Here is a 26,269-nt window from a genome sequence, read left to right as displayed (position 1 = left end):
ACATCCCCTTTATTCCCTCAGTTTTTCAGTAAATTTTAAATTAATTATACCTTGAAATCCCTCATTATGGGTAAAAATTTTCGCCAAAAAGTGTCGAATTTTTAACATTGTGATAATTTTCACTTCAAATGTGTGAGATTTAATATGCTTTTCAGGGCTGCTCAGCTTTATTGATCATATCCTAAACTGCAGGATTCCTTCAACTCCGTAAAAATGCACATAACTCCATTACAGGCAGACATTGGCCAAGATTCTCCGGAAAGATACTCTTGAAGTGAGCGTCCGGCGTATCCTCTGAGCACAGGGGACATGTGGATACAACTCGGGAGAAGGAGAAATCAGACATGGCAAAAGTGGCGGATAAATATTTAAAGGTCGATCCATGGGCGATCATTGAAGAGGGGTTTGACCCGGAAAGGAACCGTACCTCGGAATCAATTTTTTCACTGGGCAATGAGTATATGGGTGTGCGTGGTTATGCAGATGAAGGTTATAGCGGTGATTCACTGCCTGGCAGCTATTTTAATGGTCTGAACGAGCAGCAGGAGATTGGTAATCACTATAAGGGTATCATTCGTTCGTTACGCTACATGGTAAATGCAGTGGACTGGCTGTACACCAGAATTACTGTGGACGGAGAAGTTCTGGATCTTGCAAAAAGCAAAGTTTCGGAGTTCAGCCGCAGACTGGATTTTCAGAGCGGGACATATTGCCGTGAATTCATCTGGCATCTGGAGTGCGGGAAGGAGCTGAAAGTAACATTCACCCGGCTGGTCAGCATGACCCTGTCCCATCTGGGGCTGCAGCTGGTTGCCTTTCAGCCGCTGAATTTCTCGGGGACCGCAGAAGTGTGCACAGGGCTTGATTTTAACATGATTCATGAGGAACGCGGAAAGAGTATGTGGAAAAGCCTGCGCAGCGGGGTGGAAGACGGCGTCACTGCGATTATGGCGGAAACGCTGACTACGGGCAATAAGCTGTTTAGCAGCTTTGTCCTGCACTCTTCGCAGGTGCTGAATACTTCGCGGATAGAACGGGATCGATTTATTGGCCAGCAGTTCAAACTGGAGCTGACCCAGGGGAAAGCCGCGCATTACACGAAGCTTGCCGTCAATTGCACGGATAGTGACTCCTCACGGAGTGAAGATAATCTGTGGGAAGAAGGAATGGAGCTTGCGGTTACGGCAGGCAGACTAGATGAGCAAGCGGTATTCTCCGAACAAAAGACCTACTGGAGCGGCATCTGGCAGACCAGCGATATCCGCATCGAAGGTGATCCTGAGAACCAGCAGGGCATCCGCTTCTGTATCTTCCAGCTCTACCAGACGTATCACGGTGACCATCCCGGCTTCAATATCGGCGCCAAAGGCTTAACGGGCGAGGCTTACCGTGGTCTTGCCTTCTGGGATACCGAGTCCTACTGCCTGCCGTTCTATATGTTCAACAATCCCAAGGCAGCTAAAAGCCTGCTCGAATTCCGCTATAAAACGCTGCCGGAAGCGATGCTGCGCGCCAAAGACGTGGACTGCGAGGGAGCCTGTTATCCGATTGCCACGATTGACGGGACGGAGAGCTGCGACCTGTGGCAGCATTCTAATCTGCAGCTTCATGTTGGCACTGCCGTTTCCTACGGCATCTGGCATTATGTGAAGAATACGGGCGACCGGGCCTTCCTGTACAGCAAAGGTGCAGAAATGCTGATCCAGATCAGCCGCTTCTATGCTACACGAGGGCAATGGGGACAGCGGAGCGGAGAATACGGCTATTTCGGTGTCATGGGTCCTGATGAGTTTCAATTGATGGTGAACAATAACTGCTATATCAACCTGATGGCCCAAAAATTGTTCGAATACACGCTGGCAACGGTCGCTGAAATGAAAGAGCAGGTACCTGATACGTTCGCCGGGGTGATGGCCAAAACGGGGTTGCGTGACGAAGAATTAGCGGACTGGAGCCTTAAAGCTCAGCATATGCGGGTTCCGCTGGACCCGAACAGCGGGATCTATGAGGAGCATGACGGATTTTTCGATATGCCGCATATTGATATTCATTCCATACCTGTCACGGATTTTCCGCTTTATGCGAATTGGTCCTATGACCGTCTCTACCGTTACGACATGATCAAGCAGCCTGATGTGCTGATGTTCATGTTCCTGTACAGCGGGCAGTTCTCCAGAGAAGCCAAGGTGGCGAACTATGAATATTACGAACCCAGATGTATCCATGAGTCTTCACTCTCTCCGTCGATCCATTCCATTCTGGCCAGTGAAATCGGCAAACATGAGGAGGCTTATACCTTCTTTGAATTTGCCACCCGGCTTGATCTGGATAATTATAACCGCAACACCCGGGAAGGCCTGCACACCACTTCAATCGCTGCCGCATGGATGAATATTGTATACGGCTTTGGCGGTATGCGCTCTGATGGCGATTGTCTAAGCTTCCAGCCTTCGCTTCCGCAGCGCTGGACCTCTTACAGCTTCCAGGTAATGTATGAGGGAGTGCTGCTGCGCATCGAGGTCACGAAGGACACGGTGAGCTTTAAAGCTGTGGATGGCGGAAGTACGGAGATTGTTGTCTATGGACAACAGCTGAAGGTGGATGCTGCCGGCACAGCGATTCCGCTGGGTGAAGGGATGTTGGCCGGATGAGCTGGACAGTAGCAGAGCATGACTTCGACAAAAGCAGGGTGACGACGAACGGAAACAAATATATGACCGGCAACGGTTATATGGGTTACCGCGGTACGCTGGAGGAATTCACCAAGGAGCAGCTAACAGCTGTAACTCTGGCCGGATTGTACGACAAATCCGGCGAGCAATGGCGAGAGCCGGTGAACGCTCCAAACGGTCTGTTCACCAAGCTGAGTTGCAATGGCCAGCCGCTTGGAGTTCTGGATGCTGATCCGCTGTCTCATTGTCACGAGCTGGACTTCCGTAACGCTGTTCATCGGCGGGAGACTGAATACGGGTTCCGCGGCGGTAAGCTGACCTTCACGGCCGAACGGTTTGTCAGCATGGATCAGCTGCATTTGCTGGCCGGCAGGCTGACCCTGCACAGCACAGCAGATTGCCGTCTCTATATTGAGACCGGCATCGACGGAGAGGTGTGGGATATTAATGGCCCACATCTCACGGAGAGAAAAGAACAGTTCAAGGCAGGGACAGCCCTCTCCACTGCCATAACCGGTGAGTTGAAACTGCCGGTAGCTGTTGCGGAGAGGGTAGCTTTCACCTTTGATGTTCAGGAAACCGCCGGGGAAGGTGCCATGCGTGTGATTTCTTTTGATGCGAAGGCGGGAGAAACCTATGAATGGTTCAAATATGTCGCGGTTTATACCGGGCTTGATAACGCTGGGGATCCCGCAGCGGCAGCGGAGCAGGAGGTCCTGACCGCGGAAATGGCAGGCTACGAAGAGCTGCTCAAGGCTCACAGCGCGGTTTGGGAGGAGCGGTGGTCACGCTGCGATTGCCGGATTGAAGGTGATGAGGCGGCCCAGTTTGCGCTGAGGTACAGCATTTATCAGCTGCTGATTATTGCACCCGCTGAATCGGAGAAGGTTTCGATTCCGGCGCGGGGTTTATCCGGGCAAGTGTACAAAGGTGCCGTGTTCTGGGACACGGAAATGTTCATGCTGCCCTTTTTTCTGCACAGCGATCCCCGGATTGCCCGCAATCTGATGATGTACCGCATCCATACGCTGGATGGAGCGCGCCGGAAGGCGGCGGAATACGGATTTCTTGGCGCTTTTTATGCCTGGGAAAGCCAGGACAGCGGAGACGATGCCTGTACATTATTTAATGTAAATGATGTATTTACCGGCCGCCCGATGCGGACGTACTTCCGTGACAAGCAGGTGCATATCAGCGCGGATGTGGTGCACGGGATCTGGCAATACGTAACGTTTACCGGAGATGACATTCTGCTGATGGACGGTGGGGCAGAAGTGATCTGGGAATGTGCCCGCTTCTTCTATTCTTATGCCTACTATAACCCGGTCAAAAAAAGGTATGAGATCCTCGATGTTACCGGCCCGGACGAATATCATGAGCGGGTGAACAACAACGCTTTTACAAACGCGCTGGTGAAGGAGACACTGGAAATCGCCCTGCGGGTTGTGCAGTTGCTGCAGGACAAATATCCCGGGCATTACCCGGGACTTGCAGCGTTGTTTGCGGATGGACCTTTCGTGGCTGAATTTAACGAGATGCTGGAGCATTTTTATGTTCCACAGCCTGATCCGGAGAATCTTGTGATTGAGCAGTTCGACCGTTATTTCAAATTGGAAGAGGTGACACTTTCCGAGCTGAAATCCCGGGTCATCAACAAAAATGAATATTGGGGCGGCAGCAGCGGGCTGGCCACTACCACAACTATTCTGAAACAGGCTGATGTTGTGCTGATGCTGAATCTGTTCAAAGCTTCCTTCTCTAAAAATGTGAAACAGGCAAACTGGGAATTCTATGAGCCGCGCACCGAGCATGGCTCCAGCCTCAGCCCCTGCATCTACGCTCTGGTGGCCGCCGACATCGGCTCGCCTGATTGGGGATATCCGTATTTCATGCGTACAGCCACGGTTGATCTTACCGGGGAGTCGAAGCAATATGTCGGTGACCTCTACATTGGGGGAACCCATCCGGCCGCGAACGGCGGCGCCTGGATGGCTGCAGTACTCGGCTTTACAGGGGTACAGTTTGACGGTGAAGTGCTGCGCCTAAATCCGGCGCTGCCGGGACCGTGGCAATCTGTGGAATTGCCTGTGATGCTGCGGGGCGGCCTCTTCAGACTGCGGATCAGCCGAAATGAAGTGGCCGTCACTGCGGCTGCGGATAACCGCGAGCCATTGGCTATCAGCGCATTTGGCGGCGGGTGCGTGTCATGTCTGCCGGGTGCCAAGCTCCGTCTCTTGAATAGCGCAGCTGCCAGTGAGCAGGAGAGGAACGGGCAAGGAAAGTTCATATAGAGAGGAAAGAAAATAAATGCTGGAACATATGAAGGGCGCAATCTTTGATCTCGATGGTGTGATTGTGGATACGGCCAAATATCATTTCTTGGCCTGGCGTTCACTTGCCGAGGAGCTTGGCTTCGTGTTTACAGAAGAACACAATGAACGGCTTAAGGGGGTAAGCCGGTCGAGATCGCTGGATATTCTGCTGGAAATCGGCGGCATGGAATTCAGTGAAGCGGAGAAGCTTGCCATGGCAGACAAGAAAAACCGCCTGTATGTAGAGTACATCTCCGGTCTGACTGAATCTGCACTACTGCCCGGCGTTAAGGAATACTTGAACAGCCTGAGAGCGCGTGGTGTAGCCATTGCCCTCGGTTCAGCCAGCAAAAATGCCGTGTTCATTCTGGATAAGTTGAACATTGCCGGATTGTTTGATGCGGTTGTTGACGGCAACAAGGTAACCCTTGCCAAGCCGGACCCGGAAGTATTTCAAACCGCCTGCAAGGCGCTTGGTTTGCAGCCCGGCGAGTGTGTGGTGTTCGAGGATGCAGAGGCTGGCGTTGCAGCAGGCAAAGCGGCAGGGATGCTGGTTGTCGGTATCGGTAAAGCGGAGATGTTGAAGGAAGCTGATCTGGTGGTCACCGGATTGCATGAACTGTAAGGCCTTGATAGACTAATGATAGAAGAGGATAAATTATCCTCCGTCTCATTATTCTATTATAGAAGGAAAGTATGAGGGATGCAGATGGAAACGTTGTTGTTATGGCCGGAGGGAGCTCCGGGAGCTCTGGGAAGTACCGATGAGGACCGTCCGGCGATTACGCCGTATCTGGTAGAAGGAAAGCACAATGCTGCAGTATTGATATGCCCGGGTGGCGGCTACGGCATGCGGGCATATCATGAAGGGGAGCCGATAGCCGAGTGGCTGAATACACTTGGAATCTCAGCCTTTGTACTGCGCTATCGTGTGGCGCCGTATCAATATCCAAGCGCGCTGCAAGACGCCCAAAGAGCGCTGCGTACAATCCGCTTCCGTGCTGGCGAATACGGAATTGATCCCGGTAAACTTGGAATCCTGGGCTTCTCTGCCGGCGGGCATCTCGCTTCGACCACTGGAGTTTCGTTTGACCGGGAAAATGCCGGGGCGGCCGAACCGCTGGACCGTCAGTCCAGCCGCCCGGACTTTATGATTCTGTGTTACCCGGTGATCACCATGTACGCCGCGGCAGCCCATCAAGGCTCCAGAGCCAATCTGCTGGGTGAGACTCCGGAGGAGGAGCTGGTCAAGCTGCTCAGCAGTGAACTGCAAGTAACAGCGGACACTCCGCCGACCTTCCTCTGGCACACCTCAGATGACGGTTCAGTACCTGTAGCGAACAGCCTGCTGTTCGCCGCCGAATTAGAACGTCATCATATTCCGTTCGATCTCCATGTATACGCGCACGGGAGACATGGGCTCGGCCTGGCGGATGAAGAACCTCATACCCGCACTTGGACAGAGGCATGCGCTTCCTGGCTGCAACTGAACGGCTATACCAAACAGCGCTAATATTTAGCTATAAGGCAATGCAAGGGAACTGTCCTGTGACAGTTCCTTTTTTTGTCTGCCCACCGGAGAAATTGCATACAAATACCCATAATAAACTTTAAAATATACATATGTAAGCGCTTATTCACTTGATATATTATTGAAACTGGAGGTGTATCCAGATGTTGTCTGCACTTATGAAGCCGCTCGTCAGGCTGAATGTTAAGCAGCAGCTGATCCTGCTGTTTCTGATTATGGTCTCACCTATACTGATCCTGAACAGCTACGGAAATTACAAGGCGGAGGAGATTCTGAAGCGGCATGTCACCAATGCTTATGTAGAGCTGAATAAACAGAATTTTGCAATCATTAACAGGGACATTGATACAGTTAACAAAATCACTACGACGGTCATCCAGAACCCGATCCTGCAGCAGCTGAATATGCAAGGGGATGATACGGTATTGGAGCGGGTCGAACGTTATGAAACAATTGAAAAACTCCTGGGGAGTTATTCACAGGGAGCCGAACACGGCGACGGAATCTTCTACTCTCTCTATGTGTACGATCCGGATACCTATTACTTTTTCGCACCCAACTTCCCGCAGGTGAAGAAAGCAGGCGTTTATTTTTTCTCCACAGGGGAGGAGCCGTATTGGTTCGATCAGGTGGTGCATGAGAAGGGCCGGGGATATCTCATGTTTACGGAAAGACTCAGTCCGCAGGCGGAAAATATGAAGACACTTACCTACGTCAGAGCGGTCAACAACATTTATAGGGGATCAGGGACGATAGGCGTGCTGGTGGTGACCAAGATGGAATCCAAGATCGGCGAATCATTGAAATCCATCTCTCTGCCTGACGGAGAAATTTACTTAACGGATATGAGCAACCGTGTGCTGGCGTCCACTGCAAATTCCACCGGTGAAGTGATTAAGCTGCCGGAGGGGGCAGAGAGCGGAGATCCCGAAGGGACGCGGGATGTGATTACAGATGATTTCATTTATGTTGTGAACAATAATCATATGCTGGGGCAGAAGCTGGTTTATAAGGTTCCGGTAAAAGCGCTGCTGCAGCAGCAGAATGAAATGAAGCAGGTCATTCAATACATAACGGTCGCCTATGCGCTATTCGGGATTATCATCATCACCTATTTTTGGCGTTCCCTAATGACACCGCTGCAGAAGCTGGCCTTTTTCGTCCGGAAATTTGAACCGGGGAACCGTGTGCCCGAAACCCCAAGAAGAGGAACCAACGACGAAGTCAGCGTCCTGATCTCCTCGACCTATGATATGGCCCGCAGGTTAAACGGCTTGATTATGTATAAATACCAAATGGAGCTGAAACAGAAAGAATCCCAGCTGCAGCTGCTTTATCAGCAGATCAACCCGCATTTGTTGTATAACACGCTGGAGAGCATCTACTGGAAAAGCTCGCTGGAAGGTAACGTGGAATCGGCGGAAATGATCAAGGAGTTATCCAAGCTGATGAAGATCAGCCTGAGCCGGGGCAGGGAACTGATTACGCTGGAAGAAGAACTGGAGCATGCCAGTGCCTATATCAAACTGCAGCAGCACCGCTATGATTATGTTTTTGCTGTTATCTGGAGAATTGAGCCGGACACCAAAAGAAATCTGATTCCCAAGATCACTTTGCAGCCTTTGATTGAGAATGCCATCATACACGGTGTCAAAAACATGGATGAGGACGGAGAGATTATCATCTGCGCAAGCGCGCAGGATGACTTCATCCAAATCATCATTGAAGACAACGGATATAAGCAGGTCGACTATGAGGCGATTATACAGGTGCTGAACGATGAGAGTCCGAACCCTGCCAGCGGCTATGGCATCCGCAATATTAATCAACGCGTGCATTTGCATTTTGGTCCTGATTATGGAATCAGTTATGCGCCGCGCCGGGAGGGCGGGACGGTAGTAACCGTCAAGCTTCCGAAGTCGGAGAATCAGGAATAGAAAGGGGAATCTGCATATGTTCAATATTTTGGTTGTGGACGATGAACCGCTCATTTGCAAAGGACTTAGCAGCCTGCTTGCTTCCTCTGGGCTGGATATCGGTCATATCTATACCGCGGGCAGCGGTTATGAGGCGCTGGATTGCGTCCGCATGGAAGAGATTGATCTGCTTGTTACCGATATCCAGATGGGAGCGATGAGCGGCATTGAACTGATGCAGCATGCGAAGCTGGCGAAACCCTGGGTGCAGACCATCATCATTTCTGCCCATGAAACCTTTCAATATGCCCAAATGGCCGTAAGGCTGGGAGCTAAGGATTATTTGATTAAACCGCTGAACAGTGAGCAGTTTCTCGACTCGGTACGCAATGTGCTGCTCAAGATGGATAAGCCATCACCGGAGCTGGCGACTTTAATGAGCGGTATCGGCGACAGCTTCCGGCTTGAGGAGCCGCTTCCGGCATACAGCCAGCTATTGAATGCGCTGCTCGCTGATCCGGGCATTGTGTTAGGCAATGAGGAAGGGATGCGCAATCTGGATGAACTGCAGATGAAGGGGCCTTATTTCTCGGTCATCAAGCTCAAGCTTCCGGGAGTAGGACTGGGCAAGAAGTACAATGCCCGCGATAGCGGCTTGCTGCTTTACGGTGTGCTTAACATCGCCAAAGAGCTGCTGGATCAGGAGTGGAACTCCATCGCTTTTTATTCTCCCGGGGAAGAAATTACCGTTATCATCCAGTGGGATGAGAAAAGCTACGAGGAATCGGCGGCAGGCCAGGTGGGCAGGCTGGATATGCTCGGCCGCAGTCTGCATTTTAATATCCATAAATATCTGCATCTGAACGTGGTGATCGGGATCAGTCAGATTCTCAAGGGATTGTCGTTCATGGAGGTGCTGAACCGTCAGGCTTCCAAGGCTATTCTGTGGAACAAGGAACATAACGATCATTATGTGTTCTACTACGGAGATTTCAATTGGAACAATTATACCGCTGACCCCTCTGCAGAGGAACTGCATACACGCAGCAATCTGATCGTGCAGAGGGCCAAGGAATATATCGACGGGAATTACGCCCAGAAGGGCTTGACCATTCACGAGGTAGCCAAAAAAAATCATGTCAGCCCCAATTATTTAAGCTATCTGTTCAAAAAAAATACGGGCCATAACCTGTGGGAATATGTTATTAAGCTGCGGATGGAGGACAGCCGGGAGATGATTCTGCATACGGACCTGCGCCGTTATGAGATTGCCGAGCGGGTCGGCTACGAATCACCGGAGCATTTCAGCAAGATTTTCAAAAAATATTATGGAATCAGCCCTAGTGAATTGAAGAAGTAAGAACGCTTACTACTTCGGTAGATATAGACATGTTCAGCCTCCCCCGCCTTTCCTACAATTAAGGTAGGAAGCACTTTGTCAAAGTGCTGAAGACGAAAGGAATGAGGGAGCTAGATGAACCAGACCGCTGCGTTACACGAGGAGCTGCCGGCGAAGCTCGAGAACAAACCGTACAAACAGAACCGCTGGAAAAAAAACTTTTGGGGCTATATGTTCCTCCTGCCAGCAATCATCATCTTTATCATGTTTATGTGGGTACCTATTTTTAAAGGATTTTTGTACAGCTTCTATACTGTAGATTTTGTTAAAGGCAATACCTTTGCCGGCATGGACAATTATGCGAGAGCCCTCACGGACCCTGATGTTCTGATTGCCGTCAAAAATACAGTCTACTATATGGGACTCTGTCTGGTTATAGGCTTTTGGGTACCGATTGCTTTTGCTATTGCTATCTCGGAACTTAGAAAATTCGGCGGTTTTGTACGCGTTGCGGCTTATCTGCCTTATGTTATGCCGGCCGTAGTGCTATATGGGCTGTGGAGATGGCTGTATGATCCCGTGGGCCCGATCAATGCCTTGCTGGGCACGATGGGTGCAGATCAGATCCCGTTTCTGACGGACAGCAGGTGGTCGATGATCTCACTGGTGTTCATGGAAACCTGGCAGCAGTTCGGCTCCGGGATGCTGATTTATCTGGCAGCCGTGCTCAGTATTCCACGCGACTGGTATGAAGCTGCGGAAATTGACGGTGCCGGTGTCTGGGCCCGTATCCGCCATATCACACTTCCTTCACTGCGCAATCTGATTATCCTGATGCTGATCCTGCAGGTCATCGCGACTTCCCAGGGATACCAATCACAGCTGGCATTGCTTGACGGCGGACCCAATAAGACGACGCTGACCTATGCTCTGCTAATTGTGAAGTATGCATTTACCAGACTGGATTATGGAACCGCGACTGCACTGGGCATGCTGATGTTTGTTGTCCTCGGCGGTTTGGGCATTTTACAGTTCAAGCTGAATAAGGAGGACAATTAAGATGAAGAGCGCAGAGAGAGGGATTCTTTCCGAACATGATTTGAAGAAAACAAGCAACAAAATCGTCTACGGAATTATGGTGTTTTTCATTCTAATTATGATCTTTACCATGCTGTATCCCATCCTGATGACGATGTTCAACGGCCTGAAATCCAATCAGGAGGTCAACTCGTTCCCGCCGCATTTTGTCCCCCAGGAATGGCATTTCGCCAACCTGAAAGATGCGCTGGATTACATTGACCTGCTGAAATTCCTCAGGAACACGATTTATATTTTTGTCGGGAATATGATTATGACCCTGGTTGTGCTCGGTCTTGCTTCTTTCAGTATCTCGCGGATGAATGTGCCGTTCAAGAGAGTTTTCTATTTCTTCTTCCTGATGACGCTGTTTATTCCGGCGACCAGCTATATGATCCCGAACTTTGTCAATCTTAAGGAACTCGGACTCCTGAACCAGTATGCAGCTTTCTGGCTTCCTGCCGGGGCGAATACGTTTTATTTCCTGCTCCTGAAGAACTTTTTTGACGGGCTCCATCCTGAGATTTTTGAAGCTGCGCGGATTGATGGTGCCTCGGAACCGCGAAGCTTCTTCTCAATCGCCGTACCATTGTCCATTCCAATCTTCGCCACACTGGCGATCTTTATCTTCTCGACAGCCTGGAATGACTGGTTCTGGCCATCGCTCGTCATGCATAGTGAGGACAAATATACACTTGCGACATCGATCTATAAATATGTGATCAACGTCAAGGCGCTCAATACTAATATCAAGTTCGCTATTCTTTTTCTAGTCTCGCTGCCGCCAATTTTGGTCTTCCTGATTTTTCAGAGATTTATTATGCGCGGGGTCGCGCTGTCAGCGGTTAAGGGCTGAATCAGAATATGACTTCTTCTATGCAGAGATCGTAAACATGCACACATAAAGAATATAAATACACCTCGTTTGTAAGCGATTTCTCTTTTATGATGATTTTGTTAGCTAAGTATGAATTGAAAAGGGGAGTTTCAATGCGTAAATATTCCAGCGTTTTAGCCTGTCTTCTTGTGACCGGCTCGTTGTTATCCGCCTGCGGCGGCAACAATAACAACAACGGAAATGCACAGGGGAATAAGGGAGGGGAAGCTTCACCGGCAGCTACTACTGATACAGCGGATAAAACTGCTGCTCCAACGGATGCGCCCGTGGATGATATCACTCAGAGAAAAGTAACGATCAAAATTCACTATCCTACGCCGGACTTGACAGAAATGAGGGCACAGGAAGATGACCGGATCAAACGCTTCCAGGCAGAGTATCCGAACGTCGAGATCGTTAAAGACGACTGGCAGTACAACGTAAGTGAAATCGGTGTGAAGATGGCTGCGAATGAAGCGCCGACCTTCTTCAACACTTATGCTACAGAAGCCAAATTCCTGATTGAAAAAGGCTGGGTTGCCGATATTACCGATCTTTGGAACAAATATGAATACAAGGATCAGATCAATCCGGTGCTGCAAAACCAGTTCATTATTGACGGTAAAGTCTATGGGGTAACACAGAAGGGTTATGTTACCACGACAATGATCAATAAAAAAATGCTAGATGACAAAGGTGTAGCGGTGCCTGCAATGGATTGGACCTGGGATGATATGCTAAATACAGCCAAAGGTGCAGCAGATGCCAAAAAAGGAATTTCCGGTATTGCCCCTATGGGCAAAGGCAATGAAGCAGGCTGGAACTGGACCAACTTCCTGTTCGAAGCGGGCGGAGAAATTCAAAAAGTTGAAGGCGGCAAGGTTGTTGCAACCTTCAACTCCGATGCAGGTGTGAAAGCGCTGGACTTCTACAAGAAGCTGAGATGGGAAGCAGAAGCCATTCCTCAGGATTGGGCACTTGGCTGGGGTGATGCTGTAGGTGCATTCCAACAAGGACGTACGGCCATGGTAATGGCGGGTTCCGACGGAGTTATTGAGCAAGCGCTGAACCAAGGGGGATTGAAGCCTGCAGATGTGCTGACCTATCCGATGCCTGCTTTTGAAAAAGGCGGCAAGCATACCGGAGTACTTGGCGGAGACTATCTGGTCATCAATCCTAACGCTACAAAAGACGAGCAGGAGATGGCGTTCCGTTACATTACCTTTGATTATTTCTCAGATAAAGGACTTGATGCGCTCGACGCTATTCTGCAGCAGCGTAAAGCGGACGGCAAATACTTCATCCCGCCGCTTCTGGACTACTATGCTGCAGATTCCGAGTTCGGCAAGAAGACAAAGGCGGTATATGACAAGTATTCCGATATCGTGTACCAATATAACCCGGATATTATGGCCCTCTTGGACGGCAAACCGGAAGCACAGTACAATACTCAAGATTATTATGCAACCCTGTCCAATGTGATTCAGGAGCTGTTCTCCAAAAAAGGAACCGACTCCAAAGCACAGCTAGATACTGCTGCTAAAACTGTGCAGGAGAAATTCTTTGATACTATTAAAGTAGAGTAGGAAGTTTATAAAATGGGAATTTTTATAAATGAAATGTAAAAAGCGGAAGAGGCAGGGGACGTTGTTCCCCTGTCTTTTTGCTGTAAATAGTTCTCCAAAGGTTAGGTGAGGGAGGAGGAAATCAAGGATAAGGCGGGAGGAATGAGATAAAGAAATATAGATGTAATTAGCAATAAATAGCAAAAAAATGTTTTATGAAGCCCTATAACGGGTTCATACGGTTAGAGTCCTTATTTTGCTGTTCGCAGATTGGACAAATATAAACGAATTTTACCATATAAAATGGAAATAATACCTGAATATGATTAAATGAAAGCGCTTTGAAAACAAATCAAAAAAAACTTTATACTTTGTGAAAGATTTCACTTTAAATGTTGGAGAGGATGTGATAAGATAAACGTGTAGAGAAAAACAACTAAAAATTGACAGGAGGACGAGGGAGATGGCAGTTAAAAACGAAGTCGCCGCCCAAGTGAAACAAACCACCGCTGAAGAGTATATTCAGATTTTGGTGGATAAAGCAAAGAAAGCTCAAGAAGCATACATGGCCCTGGATCAAGAGCAAGTTAACACAATCGTTCATGCAATGGCATTGGCTGGGCTCGACAAGCATATGTACCTGGCAAAATTGGCTGTAGAAGAAACAGGACGCGGTGTATACGAAGACAAAATTACGAAGAACATCTTCTCAACTGAATATATCTGGCACGGAATTAAATACGACAAAACAGTAGGCGTCGTTGAAGATAATAAATATGACAGCTTCCAAAAAATTGCCGAGCCGGTCGGAATCGTAATGGGTATCACACCGGTAACCAACCCAACATCCACAACGATGTTTAAAGCACTGATTGCCGCTAAGACACGTAACCCTATTATATTCGGTTTCCATCCATCAGCGCAAGAATGTAGTGCCGCAGCAGCAAAAATTCTTCATGATGCAGCTGTGAAAGCAGGCGCTCCTGAGAACTGTATCCAATGGATTGAGCTTCCGACAATGGACAAAACAAACGCATTGATGAACAATCCGGACGTCGCTCTTATCCTGGCAACAGGCGGATCTGCAATGGTTAAAGCGGCATACAGCTGCGGTAAACCGGCTCTCGGCGTAGGCCCTGGTAACGTACCTGCCTTCATTGAGAAAAGTGCTGATATCGACCAAGCGGTTACCGACCTTATTCTTTCTAAGACTTTCGACAATGGTATGATTTGTGCTTCCGAGCAGGCTGTTATTATTGAAGAAGCGATTTTTGACCAAGTGAAAAAGAAAATGATCGCAAATGGCTGCTACTTTGTAAATAAAGAAGAAGCTGCTAAGCTGACTAACGGCGCAATGAATGTAGAAAAATGTGCGGTTAACCCGGCAATCGTAGGTCAATCCGCTGTGAAGATCGCTGAAATGTGCGGTATCCAGGTTCCTGCCGGAACGAAGATTCTGGTAGCTGAACTCGAAGGCGTAGGCACCAAGTACCCGCTGTCCGCTGAGAAACTTAGCCCGGTTCTGGCTTGCTACAAGGTTAAGAACGCTGACCAAGGGATTGAACGCGCAGCTCAAGTCGTTGAATTCGGCGGCATGGGACACAGCTCGGCTATCCATTCCAACAATGAAGAAGTTATCATGAAGTTCTCGAACCGTCTGCAAACTGGACGTATTCTTGTTAACTCGCCTTCAACACATGGCGCCATCGGCGACATTTACAATACCAATATCGCTTCGTTGACTCTGGGCTGCGGATCTTATGGACGCAACTCGGTATCGCAAAACGTAACTGCCATCAATCTGATCAATGTGAAAAGGGTGAACCGTCGTACCGTGAATATGCAATGGTTTAAGGTGCCTGATAAGATTTATTTCGAAAAGGGAGCCACTCAATACCTGGCCAAAATGCCTGATATTACCCGCGTAGCAATTATCACTGACCCTATGATGGTTAAACTGGGTTATGTAGAAAGAGTAGAGCACTACCTGCGTCAACGCCAGACCCCTGTAGCGATCGAAGTGTTCTCGGAAGTTGAACCGGATCCATCGACAACTACCGTGGAAAAAGGTACAGCTATGATGAACAGATTCCAACCGGACTGCATCATCGCACTCGGCGGCGGTTCCCCAATGGATGCTGCAAAAGGAATGTGGCTGTTCTATGAACACCCGGATGCTGACTTTAACGGTCTGAAACAAAAGTTCATGGATATCCGCAAACGGGTATACAAATTCCCTAAGCTCGGCAACAAAGCGAAATTTGTAGCTATTCCAACAACATCGGGTACAGGTTCGGAAGTAACCTCTTTCGCGGTTATTACTGACAAAACTACTGCAAATAATACTAAATATCCGCTTGCAGACTATGAGCTGACTCCGGACGTAGCGATCATTGACCCTGAGTTTGTATATAGCTTGCCTAAGACTGCTGTTGCTGATACAGGTATGGACGTATTGACACATGCGATTGAAGCTTATGTTTCCGTTATGGCAAGTGACTACACCGATGGTCTGGCTATCAAAGCCATCCAGCTGGTATTCCAATACCTGGAGAAATCCGCACTTGAAGGCGACAAACTTGCCCGCGAAAAAATGCACAACGCATCGACGCTGGCTGGTATGGCATTTGCTAATGCATTCCTGGGCATCAACCACAGCTTGGCGCACAAATGGGGCGGTCAATACCACACGGCTCATGGACGTACCAATGCCATCCTGATGCCACACGTTATCCGTTACAATGCCAAGAAACCAACGAAGTTTGCTGCGTTCCCTAAATACTCGCACTTTGTAGCTGACGAACGTTATGCAGAAATCGCCCGTATTCTGGGATTGCCTGCACGCACTACCGAAGAAGGCGTAACCAGCCTGATCAATGCAATCCGCGACATGAACAAAAAATTGGGCATTGAAGAGTCGTTCCAACAACTCGGCTTTGATCCTAAGGATTTCGAATCCCGCGTAGACTATCTGGCTGACCGTGCATTTGAAGACCAATGTACTACTGCCAACCCTAAACTGCCGCTGGTTACTGAACTTGCTGATGTATACCGCAACGCATTCTACGGAAGATTCGACAACTAATTGGTGATTGCTTAGCAAAGGATAAGGTTATAGGTTGATATGGAAGGGAATGGGAGTGACAAATATCACCGGAAAGGTGATATTTGTCACAGTCCTTTTTCAGAAAATAAACTAAAATGTTTATATAAAGAACGGTCCCAGTTATGAAGACGCGATTGTGAATTTAATTACAACCATATCTTTGGGATCACGAGACACGGGATTAACCTTCAAGCCCGCGATCTCTACAAATATAATAAATATAAATGGAGGGATTTAGCATGTCGGTGATTGAAAAAGATGTACAAGAAGTGAAGTCAAGTTGGAGAAGTTTTACAAAAGGTAAATGGGCCAGAAAAGTCGACGTTAACGAATTTATTTCCAAGAACATCAAGCCTTATGAAGGAAACGAAGATTTCCTCGTGGGTCCTACCAGCAACACTACTGAACTGTGGAAGATTATCTCCCAGCTGAGCAAGGAAGAAAGAGAAAGAGGCGGCGTATGGGACGTTTCCCTGGATACTGTCTCCACCATCACTTCCCACAAGCCAGGCTACATCGACAAGGACAAGGAACAAATTGTAGGCGTACAGACTGATGCTCCTTTTAGACGTTCTATTCAACCGTTCGGCGGTATTAAGATGATGATCGATGCCACCAAAGCTTATGGCTTCGAGCTTCCGAACAACATTGTCGAAATGTTTACGAATATCCGCAAAACGCATAACCAAGGCGTGTTTGATGCATATACACCTGACATGAGAGCAGTACGTAAATCCGGCGTTATTACAGGTCTTCCTGATGCTTACGGCCGCGGACGTATTATCGGTGACTACCGCCGTATTGCTCTATACGGTATCGACTTCCTGATCAAAGACAAGAAACAACAACAAACCGAGCTTGAAGTTGATTCCATGACTGAAGAAGTAATCCGGTTGCGCGAAGAGCTGTCGGAACAAATCCGTGCTCTGGGCGAGCTGAAAGAAATGGCTGCCGCTCACGGTCTTGATATTTCCAAACCGGCGAACAACTTCAAAGAAGCTACTCAATGGGTATACTTCGGTTATCTGGCAGCAGTAAAAGAGCAAAACGGTGCTGCAATGTCCCTGGGACGTGTATCCTCCTTCCTCGACATCTATGCACAGCGCGATTTTGAAGAAGGTACACTTACTGAAGAACAAGCACAAGAGATCGTTGACCATTTCGTAATGAAACTGCGTATTGTGAAATTCCTGCGTACGCCTGACTATAATGAACTGTTCTCCGGCGACCCTACTTGGGTAACGGAATCCATCGGTGGTATGGCTGAAGACGGAACAACACGCGTAACTAAGAACAGCTTCCGCTTCTTGCATACCCTGTACAACCTGGGACCTGCTCCAGAGCCTAACTTGACGGTTCTGTGGTCCGAAAGACTGCCTGAAGGCTTCAAAAAATATTGTGCCAAGGTTTCCATCGAAACCAGCGCTATCCAATATGAGAATGACGATGTAATGCGTCCATATTGGGGTGAAGATTACGCAATTGCTTGCTGCGTATCCCCAATGCGCATCGGTAAACAAATGCAGTTCTTCGGCGCCCGCGCCAACCTGGCGAAAGCTTTGCTGTACGCGATCAATGGTGGTGTAGACGAGAAATCAGGCGTACAAGTTGGACCTGAATTCCCTGCGATCACTTCCGAATATCTGGATTACAACGAAGTAATGAAACGCTTCAAACCGATGATGGAGTGGCTGGCTAAGACTTATGTCAACACCTTGAACATCATTCACTACATGCATGACAAATATTCCTACGAACGCATCGAAATGGCGCTGCATGACCGTGACATTCTGCGTACGATGGCTTGCGGTATCGCCGGCCTGTCCGTTGCTGCTGACTCCCTGAGCGCAATTAAATTTGCAAAGGTTAAACCGATCCGCAACGAACAAGGCATCGCCATCGACTTTGAAACCGAAGGTGAATTCCCTTGCTACGGCAACAACGACGATGCTGTTGACAACATCGCGGTTGAACTGGTTGAAACCTTCATGTCGATGATCCGCAAACACAAAACTTACCGTGATGCTATGCCGACTCAATCGGTATTGACCATTACTTCGAACGTAGTTTACGGTAAGAAGACTGGTACTACTCCTGACGGACGTAAGAAAGGTGAACCGTTCGCTCCAGGTGCTAACCCAATGCACGGACGCGACAAGAAAGGCGCACTGGCTTCCTTGAACTCTGTTGCCAAACTTCCGTATTCCGAGGCACAAGACGGTATTTCCAACACGTTCTCCATCGTTCCTAAGGCGCTGGGTAAAGACGAAGAGTCCCGTAAGTCCAACCTGGTATTCATGATGGACGGATACTTCCACAACAACGCTCAGCATTTGAACGTTAACGTGTTTAACCGTGAACAACTGATCGATGCTATGGATCATCCGGAGAACTATCCTCAATTGACCATTCGTGTATCCGGCTATGCTGTTAACTTCATCAAGCTGACCCGTGAACAACAGTTGGATGTTATCAACCGTACATTCCACGGTACAATGTAATTAAATTAACTGTGTAATACAGTTCTTGTATAAGATGTAATAGGAGTGAGGTGATACCGCCCTTGATTCAGGGGGCGGTAAAATCTTGCTAAAAATTAATTAAAATTTTAAGTTCTTTTCGAAAGGAAGTCATCATATGGCTAATGGACATATACATTCCTTAGAAACGTTCGGGACCGTAGACGGGCCTGGTATCCGTTTTGTTCTATTTATGCAGGGCTGCTTATTGAAATGCCAGTATTGTCATAACCCGGATACCTGGGGGCTTAATGAAGGCAGAGAAATGAGCATCGAGGAAGTGCTGGCGGAAATCGAACCTTACCTGAATTATTATAAGTCTTCAGGTGGCGGGCTTACTGTATCCGGCGGCGAACCAACGCTGCAGGCGCATTTTGTCAAACAACTGTTCACTGAAGTGAAACAGCGCTGGAATCTGCACACCACACTGGATACAAATGGCTATAATGATGGTTCGAAGATCAGCGATTTGCTGGATGTTACTGATCTTGTGCTGCTCGATCTCAAGCATATCGATGATGAAGCGCATATTAAGCTGACCGGTAAATCGAATGATCGTACATTGAAGCTGGCCCGCTGGTTGTCGGATCATAACCGTAAAATGTGGATCCGCCACGTGTACGTTCCTGGCATCCATAATAAGGAAGAGGATTTACTGAATCTCGGCCGATTCATTGGAACGCTTAATGGGGTAGAGAAGTTTGAAATCCTGCCTTATCACCAAATGGGGATTTATAAATGGCAAGAACTTGGCCGTCCCTATGAGCTAGAAGGGGTACCCTCACCGACCGAAGAAGAAGTGCAGCGCGCTTACCGGCTGATTGAAGAAGGACGCAACGAGACAGCACTTGTTAAGTGATGATACTTATTATAGGAAGCCGAAGCCGTATCTTGCAGTAGCTTATGTACTGCGGAAACGGCTTTTTTGCTTTTTAATGATCCAGAAGGCATGTTATGTTTCAGCATATTAAGGGACTATTTTGCAGGAATAGTGATTTTGTGTAGAGGTTTAATGACGCAAGGTTTATTCTCTATGGAATTATTTTTCAGTATATGTAACTATAAATAACGTGGTATGTGACTGATTAGAGGTGTATTCGCTTACATTAGAGTATTTTATCCCTATAGTAGATGAATCTTAACCTTACGATTACACACACTGTTTTTTATAATAAGAGTTGTAAGGGAAATTAATAAATAGGGAGGGTCACCCGTAATGAGAAAAAGTATGACTATGCTGTTGTCCCTGGTTTTTGTCTCTTCTGCTTTGCTGGCTGGCTGTGGAGGCAACAATAATAAGGCAAGCAACAATGGAGAAACTGCAGCACCAAGCAATTCAGCTGCTGCAACCAATGCTGCTGCCACTGATGAGCCTGCCAGCGCTGAGCCATTCGAAATGACGATCCGTCATACGCAGGTTGGTGCTGATAAGCAGAAACGTCTTGCTATTCTGGAGGATGTGGTAGGCAAGGTTCAGAGTGAAGTGCCGGGCCTGACATTCAAACTGGATGGTGTAGATTCGGATGTGAACCGCAAAGAGAAGCTGCGCGGTGAAATGGCCGCCGGCAATCCTCCGGCAGTGTTCGATCTCTTTGGGAGCCCTGACTCCAAAATATACGCCAAAGAAGGAAAATTGCTTGACCTGACCCCGATCCTCGAAGAATTGGGCATTAAAGACAAGTTCTCGAATCTTGATCCATTTACTTATGAAGGCAAAATTTACGGATTGCCAATCGGCGGTTCCGGTGAAGGTTTCTTCTATAATAAAGAATACTATGGCAGCAAGGGCTGGGAAGCTCCGAAGACCTTTGCTGAGCTTGAGAAGCAACTGGCCGATATTAAGGCTGATGGCAAAGTACCACTGGCTGGCGCATCCAAGGCTGGCTGGGTGCCACTGATGCTGGCCAACCACCTCTGGTCACGTTATGCCGGACCGGATGTAACGGCTAAATTCGCGACTGGTGAAGCCAAATGGAGCGATGCTAATGTAGTGAAAGGTTTTGCGAAATACAAGGAATGGGTAGATAAAGGCTACTTCAAAAAAGGCGAGCTTGGTTTCGAATATGCTGAGTATACCACCCAGTTCACTAGTGGCGAAGCCATTCTGCTCTATGATGGGACTTGGAAATCCTCTGTATTCAAAGCAGGACAATCCGGTGAAGGTCTGATCGGCAAGGTTGGATTCTTCAATATCCCGGCGGTTGACGGCGGGGTAGGCGACCAAACGGCACTGATGCGCGATGTGAACAACGGTTACGGGTTCTCGGCTTCAGCGGCAGATGACGAGCGTCAGCTGGCTGCAGTGAAATCTTTTATCAAGAATATGTACAATGAAGAAATGCAGCTTCGCGGTCTGGTAGAGGACGGAGTGCTGCCGGCCATGAAGATTGATCAGAAAATCCTGAACGAGAATATTACCGATGATCTGATGAGTGAAATCGTAGCGGTACTGAATAATTCCCAGTCTTCATTCCCTGCCTTTGACTCTCTGGTTCAAGCGGATGTCACCACCGAGATCAGCAACATTCAAATTCAGAAGCTGATCGGCGGACAGACAACACCTGAAAAAATGGGCGAGGCGCTGCAAAAAGTTCAAGAAGAAGCTAACGCAGCAGTGGAATAGGAACGGTAAATTCTATGTACCCTGGTGCTTGCTCCAGGGTACATTTTTAAAATCTGCCCTAATCGCTCCCAGATAGTATAAGCAATCGGAGGTAGTCATGAATAAATCACTCAGAAATCCATTGGTCTTTATCCTGTTTGTTATTCCTGCACTTGTATTGTTCTTCATGTTCTTTATATATCCGATCTTCAGCTCACTTTATTACAGCTTCACCAGTTGGAACGGAGTATCGGATACGGTTAAATTCACCGGCCTCACTAACTTCAAAAAAGCGCTTGGAGATGAACGCTTCTGGGTTTCGGTGAAGAATAACGGCTGGTTTATCCTGTTCTCCGTGTGCGTGCAGGTTCCCCTGATCGTATTCTTTTCACTTTTGATTGCCAACGTTAAGAAACTGAAAGGACTCTACAAGACAGCCGTATTTATGCCTTCTATAATGTCTACTGCGGTAATCGGCATTCTGTGGGGATTTATTTATGAGCCCAATATTGGTCTCTTTAATAAGCTGATTGGTCTCGTTGGCATTGAGCCGGTGTACTGGCTGTCGGATGAGCGGTTTGCCATGCTGTCCATTCTGATCACGAATGCCTGGCAGTGGACCGGATTCTACATTGTTATGGTGCTGGCGGCTATTCTATCCATTCCTAGTGAACTGGATGAAGCTGCGGCCATTGACGGCGCTACCGGCTTTCAGCGTGCCACACGCATCACACTGCCGCTGATTGTGCCGATCATTTCCGTAGTTATTATGCTCTCCATCGCTGGTGCAATGAAGGCTGCGGATATCGTCATCGTGATGACGAAAGGCGGCCCGGCTGGATCGACTGAGGTCATGGCAACTTATATGATAAAATACGCGATCACCAATTTTAAATACGGCTACGGCAATGCCATCGCAGTTCTGATCTTTGCATTCACGCTTGTGGTTACGGCGCTGTATCATCTGCTGTTTGCCCGGCGCAATGAAAGGATTGAATACTGATGCCACGCCTAAAAAAGAGTCTGCCGCATGTTGTGCTGTTGTCATATCTGCTTGTTATTCTTTTTCCTTTCCTGTTCGTCCTGTTCTCTTCAGTAAAGAAAGACAACAACGCGATCGCCCTGAATCCATTTGGCATTCCGAAGGAATTTGCCTTCTCCAACTATGTGGAGGCCTGGGTCAATGCCAAGATCAGCACTTACTTCTTTAACAGCTTGTACATTTCAGTGTTGGCTTCCGTTGTTTCTATTTTGCTGGCGTCGATGTTTGCCTTTGCAGTCACACGGATGCGGCAGGGCAAATGGAACGGTATCCTGTTCTCGCTTGTACTGGTTGGAATGCTTATTCCTAACAATGCGCTGATGCTGCCGATTTATACGATTGTGCGCAAACTGCACATTCTGAATACACATTGGGCATTGATCATCCCTTATATTGCCAATGCAATACCGTTTACGATTATTATTTTGGCCGCATTTATGCGTTCGTTGCCCAGTGAAATTGAAGAAGCGGCAGTTATGGATGGCTTGAAGGCTCCCGGTATCTTTGCTAGAATTATTGTACCTCTGACGGTTCCCGCCATGGTTACAGTATTCATTGTTAATTTCCTGGGAAATTGGAATGAATTTTTGCTGGCTAACTATTTTCTTTCGAATGACGAGCTGCGCACACTTCCGGTGGGAATGGTCCAATTCCGCGATCAGTATCAGATGAATTATGCGCAAATGTCTGCAGGCATTGTCTACAGTGTGCTGCCGGTCATTATTATTTACGCCATTTTGCAGGAGAAAATTATTGAAGGCGTAACAGCAGGCAGCGTAAAAGGATAACCTTATTCACAGTCAGGAGCACTGCCGATGAATTTGCGCTATAAATTATTTACGGCATTTTTGGGCCTGATTATCATCCCCTTGTTTATTCTTGGCATGATTATGTTCTTCGTTACTTATAATTCAATTGAGAAGAAATACAGCCAGCAGTCCGAGTATTCACTTAAAGCGATCAGCTACAGCATCTCCAGCGTCTTTAAGGACATGAACAACGTGACAGACAACGGAATTGCTACCTCGGTGTTTCATATGGCGCTCAGCGCGGATGATCCTTCGAAACAGGATCTGACTGATGCTGAGCAGCTGAGCCTGAATGCCAGCCAGCGAAATTTCCGTAGTCTGCTGTATAATCACCCTTCGATCAGCTATGCCTTTCTGTACAATTTTAACGGTAAAGGCAGCTCGGAGATCGTATCGGTATTCAACAAGGAAAATTTCCGCACACTCCCTTACGATAAATTCAAAGGAAGTGCTCTCTATCAGGAGGTCATGAAGCTCAATGGTGTGCCGAAATGGCTGGCACCGCATGAATATCCGGAACTGACAGGAACAGAAGCAGTGTTCACACAGATCCGGCTAGTGAAGGAGCTTAGCTTCTTTGAGGACATCGGCATTCTGGTCGTGCAGATTAAGAACTGGGAGTTCGAATCCATATTCCGGAATTTGAAGATTGGGGACAGTAACCAGAAGGTCTCTTTCATGCTGGTGAACGATGACGGAATGATTCTGCTGGATCCGGACCGCAAGCTGGACGGACAGGATTTCCAGTCGTTTACGGCGAAAAATATTACCTTCAAGGAAGGTTTTCAAAGCTTCAAAACCCAGTTCGACGGGGAGAAAAGTATTCTGTCCGTCTATCATTTGAAAGAATATCCATGGAGCCTCGTTTCTATCACCTCGTGGGGTTCATTGTCACGGGAGGTTACAGTGTTCGCCCGCTGGTTTGTCGGGGTTATCTTTCTCTGCTTCCTGGCTGCCGTCATCTTTAATTTGTTCTTTATGAACCGGATAACGGGCGGGATTGCTGTTATTGTCCGCTTTATGCGGCGGGTGGAGGATGGCGATCTTACTTCAAGGGTTGAGGAAAAGGGCAATGACGAGATGACATTGCTTGCGAAGGGCTTTAACGATTTGATGGATAAAATCAACGGCTTGTTTAATCGGATTCATCTGGAGCAAAGGCGGAAGAATCAGGCTGAGATGCGGGTTCTGCAGGCACAGATCAAGCCGCATTTCCTGTTCAACACGCTGGAGTCGATCAATGTGCTTGCTGTACAGAATGAAGGCCGCAAGGTTAGCGAGATGGTCTACCGGCTAGCCAGCATTCTGCGGATCAGCATTCAGGACAGGGATGAAATCACACTGGAAGAAGAAGTCACCCACCTGCGCAATTATCTCGATATCCAGAAATTCCGCTTCGAGGATGTATTTGATTATGAAATAGACATCCCCGAAGGGCTTATGGGCTGCGGTATCCTCAAGCTGACACTGCAGCCGCTGGTGGAGAACAGTATCCAGCACGGGTTTGAGGGGATCGGATACAAGGGCAAGGTGACTGTAAAGGGCTGGGAAGACCGCGGCAACTTGATCCTGCAGATTGAGGATAACGGAATCGGGATGACTCCGGCCCAGCTCTCGATGTTCCAGTATATGATCCATGAATCTGCGGAGCAGGCGGGACAGAACCAGGAGCATGGCATTCATCCGGAGCGGCGTGGTCTTGGGGTGCGCAGTGTGGCCGACCGTATCCGGATTGAATACGGCGACCGATACGGGATATTCATCTGTGCCAGTCCCGGTGAAGGAACAATCATTCATTGTGTCATACCTAAATACGGGCAGGGAGAAGATCATTATGCTAAAAGTATTATTGGTTGACGATGAAGCCCCTATACTGAACAATCTCAACAAGGTGCTGCCATGGCAGGAGATGGGGATGGAAGTTGCCGGCATGGCCCGCAGCGGCATGGAAGCCTTACGAATTGCCGAGGAGAACGCGCCTGACCTTGTGCTATGCGATATCCGCATGCCGGTGATGGACGGCTTGACGTTCATCGGCAAGCTGCGGGAGATGGGACTGGAGAGCGAGGTACTGCTGCTTAGTGGTTACCAGGAATTTAATTACGCCCGGGAAGCCATACGCCTTGGTGTAAAGGAATATATCTGCAAGCCGATTCATTATGAGGAGCTTGGCAACAAGGTGCGGGAGATCGGTACGCAAATCCGCAGCAGGCAGTACAAGGATAAGCTGTACAACAGCATTCCGCTGTTTCAGGAAGTGCCTGCAGCCGACGATTCTGTCAAAAAAACACCGGATCAGTTGATGAATCTGGCAGTACAATATATTTCGGAGCGGCTGCATTATGATCTGGGCATAGAGGAAGTCGCGAACAAGATAGGTATCAGCGGCAGCTACTTCTGCCTGTTGTTCAAGAACCGCTTTGCGATGACCTTTGTGGAATATGTGACTCAGCAGCGGATTGAAGCCGCCAAGTTCATGCTGGCGAGCAGCGACAAGAGCATCACGGCGATTAGCTCCGGAGTAGGTTATCAGGAGCGGCGTTATTTTACTAAAGTGTTTCAGAAGCAGACAGGGATGTCCCCCAAGGAGTACCGTGATCAATCCAGGGAAGTGTAATTGTGTTGCTGTCAGGGCGAGTGTAAGGCCTGGCGCAAGTAATGTAAGAGGAAACCGGCATTGTAAATAACTATAAAAGGCGATTAACCTTGAACGTGAAGGCAAATCGTCTTTTTTGTTTGTAATTTCTCACAGGTTAAAAATGGATTTTGATCTTTCTTTACATTTAATGAAACTTTTAAGGGCTTACTGCGTCTAATACTATGTTTTGTAAAAAGCATGTGGCAAAATTTTGCCTGCTTGTCCCTTTGGGGGCATCATGCGTTTTGCGGGGAATATAAGGAT

General features: G+C 48.1%; 17 protein-coding genes. All 17 read left to right on the top strand.

Features of this window, described 5'->3' with window-relative positions; translation table 11 throughout:
- Positions 1-344: 344 nt before the first annotated feature.
- The 17 genes from NST07_RS23850 (at position 345) to NST07_RS23770 (ending at position 25,984) form a co-directional block, all read left to right on the top strand.
- Positions 345-2,651 (top strand): glycosyl hydrolase family 65 protein, encoded by a 2,307-nt coding sequence (locus NST07_RS23850; protein ID WP_342480275.1) that lies wholly within the window; start codon positions 345-347, stop codon positions 2,649-2,651.
- Entirely contained in the window at positions 2,648-4,963 is a 2,316-nt protein-coding gene (locus NST07_RS23845; protein ID WP_342480274.1) for a glycosyl hydrolase family 65 protein, read from the top strand. The genes NST07_RS23850 and NST07_RS23845 overlap by 4 nt, the downstream gene beginning before the upstream one ends.
- A 28-nt stretch (positions 4,964-4,991) precedes the next feature.
- Entirely contained in the window at positions 4,992-5,609 is a 618-nt protein-coding gene (pgmB, locus tag NST07_RS23840; RefSeq protein WP_342480273.1) for a beta-phosphoglucomutase, read from the top strand.
- Positions 5,610-5,693: 84 nt separating this feature from the next.
- Entirely contained in the window at positions 5,694-6,497 is an 804-nt protein-coding gene (locus tag NST07_RS23835; protein WP_341094829.1) for an alpha/beta hydrolase, read from the top strand.
- A gap of 161 nt (positions 6,498-6,658) precedes the next feature.
- Complete coding sequence (locus tag NST07_RS23830) at positions 6,659-8,452, top strand: histidine kinase (protein WP_341379219.1); 1,794 nt, start codon at positions 6,659-6,661, stop codon at positions 8,450-8,452.
- Between the two features lie 16 nt (positions 8,453-8,468).
- On the top strand, positions 8,469-9,791 hold the full coding sequence (locus NST07_RS23825; protein ID WP_342480272.1) for a response regulator: 1,323 nt from the start codon (positions 8,469-8,471) through the stop codon (positions 9,789-9,791).
- A gap of 114 nt (positions 9,792-9,905) precedes the next feature.
- Positions 9,906-10,829, top strand: a complete 924-nt coding sequence (locus NST07_RS23820) for a sugar ABC transporter permease (protein ID WP_342480271.1) — start codon at positions 9,906-9,908, stop codon at positions 10,827-10,829.
- A gap of 1 nt (position 10,830) precedes the next feature.
- A complete protein-coding gene (locus tag NST07_RS23815) occupies positions 10,831-11,703 on the top strand; it encodes a carbohydrate ABC transporter permease (RefSeq protein ID WP_342480270.1) in 873 nt (290 codons plus the stop codon).
- 134 nt (positions 11,704-11,837) lie between these two features.
- Entirely contained in the window at positions 11,838-13,310 is a 1,473-nt protein-coding gene (locus tag NST07_RS23810; protein ID WP_342480269.1) for an extracellular solute-binding protein, read from the top strand.
- A gap of 442 nt (positions 13,311-13,752) precedes the next feature.
- Complete coding sequence (gene adhE / locus NST07_RS23805; protein WP_342480268.1) at positions 13,753-16,374, top strand: bifunctional acetaldehyde-CoA/alcohol dehydrogenase; 2,622 nt, start codon at positions 13,753-13,755, stop codon at positions 16,372-16,374.
- A 260-nt stretch (positions 16,375-16,634) separates the two neighbouring features.
- Entirely contained in the window at positions 16,635-18,896 is a 2,262-nt protein-coding gene (gene pflB, locus NST07_RS23800) for a formate C-acetyltransferase (protein WP_342436372.1), read from the top strand.
- 136 nt (positions 18,897-19,032) lie between these two features.
- The gene (gene pflA, locus NST07_RS23795) at positions 19,033-19,773 is read left to right on the top strand and encodes a pyruvate formate-lyase-activating protein (protein ID WP_342480267.1); all 741 of its coding nucleotides are present in this window, start codon (positions 19,033-19,035) and stop codon (positions 19,771-19,773) included.
- Positions 19,774-20,130: 357 nt separating this feature from the next.
- Positions 20,131-21,537 carry an extracellular solute-binding protein gene (locus tag NST07_RS23790; RefSeq protein WP_342480266.1) on the top strand — a complete coding sequence of 469 codons (1,407 nt, stop codon included), beginning with the start codon at positions 20,131-20,133 and terminating at the stop codon, positions 21,535-21,537.
- A gap of 97 nt (positions 21,538-21,634) precedes the next feature.
- Positions 21,635-22,519 carry a sugar ABC transporter permease gene (locus NST07_RS23785; protein ID WP_038594963.1) on the top strand — a complete coding sequence of 295 codons (885 nt, stop codon included), beginning with the start codon at positions 21,635-21,637 and terminating at the stop codon, positions 22,517-22,519.
- Positions 22,519-23,346, top strand: a complete 828-nt coding sequence (locus NST07_RS23780; RefSeq protein WP_038594962.1) for a carbohydrate ABC transporter permease — start codon at positions 22,519-22,521, stop codon at positions 23,344-23,346. Before NST07_RS23785 ends, NST07_RS23780 begins: the two co-directional genes overlap by 1 nt.
- Before the next feature lie 27 nt (positions 23,347-23,373).
- Complete coding sequence (locus tag NST07_RS23775; protein WP_341094814.1) at positions 23,374-25,224, top strand: sensor histidine kinase; 1,851 nt, start codon at positions 23,374-23,376, stop codon at positions 25,222-25,224.
- Positions 25,202-25,984, top strand: a complete 783-nt coding sequence (locus NST07_RS23770) for a response regulator (protein ID WP_341379211.1) — start codon at positions 25,202-25,204, stop codon at positions 25,982-25,984. Before NST07_RS23775 ends, NST07_RS23770 begins: the two co-directional genes overlap by 23 nt.
- Positions 25,985-26,269: the final 285 nt, after the last annotated feature.

The sequence above is a fragment of the Paenibacillus sp. FSL L8-0340 genome (assembly GCF_038593145.1).
GTDB lineage: Bacteria > Bacillota > Bacilli > Paenibacillales > Paenibacillaceae > Paenibacillus_AQ.
The sequence above is the reverse complement of the archived record's forward strand: the minus strand, read 5'-3'. Positions and strand labels throughout refer to the sequence as shown.

Excerpts from the sequence above, each read along its gene's own strand:
- pflB (WP_342436372.1), top strand. The coding sequence starts at position 16,635 with ATGTCGGTGATTGAAAAAGATGTACAAGAAGTGAAGTCAAGTTGGAGA.
- NST07_RS23825 (WP_342480272.1), top strand. The coding sequence starts at position 8,469 with ATGTTCAATATTTTGGTTGTGGACGATGAACCGCTCATTTGCAAAGGA.
- pflA (WP_342480267.1), top strand. The coding sequence starts at position 19,033 with ATGGCTAATGGACATATACATTCCTTAGAAACGTTCGGGACCGTAGAC.
- NST07_RS23835 (WP_341094829.1), top strand. The coding sequence starts at position 5,694 with ATGGAAACGTTGTTGTTATGGCCGGAGGGAGCTCCGGGAGCTCTGGGA.
- NST07_RS23810 (WP_342480269.1), top strand. The coding sequence starts at position 11,838 with ATGCGTAAATATTCCAGCGTTTTAGCCTGTCTTCTTGTGACCGGCTCG.
- NST07_RS23845 (WP_342480274.1), top strand. The coding sequence starts at position 2,648 with ATGAGCTGGACAGTAGCAGAGCATGACTTCGACAAAAGCAGGGTGACG.
- NST07_RS23775 (WP_341094814.1), top strand. The coding sequence starts at position 23,374 with ATGAATTTGCGCTATAAATTATTTACGGCATTTTTGGGCCTGATTATC.
- NST07_RS23785 (WP_038594963.1), top strand. The coding sequence starts at position 21,635 with ATGAATAAATCACTCAGAAATCCATTGGTCTTTATCCTGTTTGTTATT.
- NST07_RS23790 (WP_342480266.1), top strand. The coding sequence starts at position 20,131 with ATGAGAAAAAGTATGACTATGCTGTTGTCCCTGGTTTTTGTCTCTTCT.
- adhE (WP_342480268.1), top strand. The coding sequence starts at position 13,753 with ATGGCAGTTAAAAACGAAGTCGCCGCCCAAGTGAAACAAACCACCGCT.
- NST07_RS23780 (WP_038594962.1), top strand. The coding sequence starts at position 22,519 with ATGCCACGCCTAAAAAAGAGTCTGCCGCATGTTGTGCTGTTGTCATAT.
- NST07_RS23815 (WP_342480270.1), top strand. The coding sequence starts at position 10,831 with ATGAAGAGCGCAGAGAGAGGGATTCTTTCCGAACATGATTTGAAGAAA.
- NST07_RS23850 (WP_342480275.1), top strand. The coding sequence starts at position 345 with ATGGCAAAAGTGGCGGATAAATATTTAAAGGTCGATCCATGGGCGATC.
- NST07_RS23770 (WP_341379211.1), top strand. The coding sequence starts at position 25,202 with ATGCTAAAAGTATTATTGGTTGACGATGAAGCCCCTATACTGAACAAT.
- NST07_RS23820 (WP_342480271.1), top strand. The coding sequence starts at position 9,906 with ATGAACCAGACCGCTGCGTTACACGAGGAGCTGCCGGCGAAGCTCGAG.
- NST07_RS23830 (WP_341379219.1), top strand. The coding sequence starts at position 6,659 with ATGTTGTCTGCACTTATGAAGCCGCTCGTCAGGCTGAATGTTAAGCAG.
- pgmB (WP_342480273.1), top strand. The coding sequence starts at position 4,992 with ATGAAGGGCGCAATCTTTGATCTCGATGGTGTGATTGTGGATACGGCC.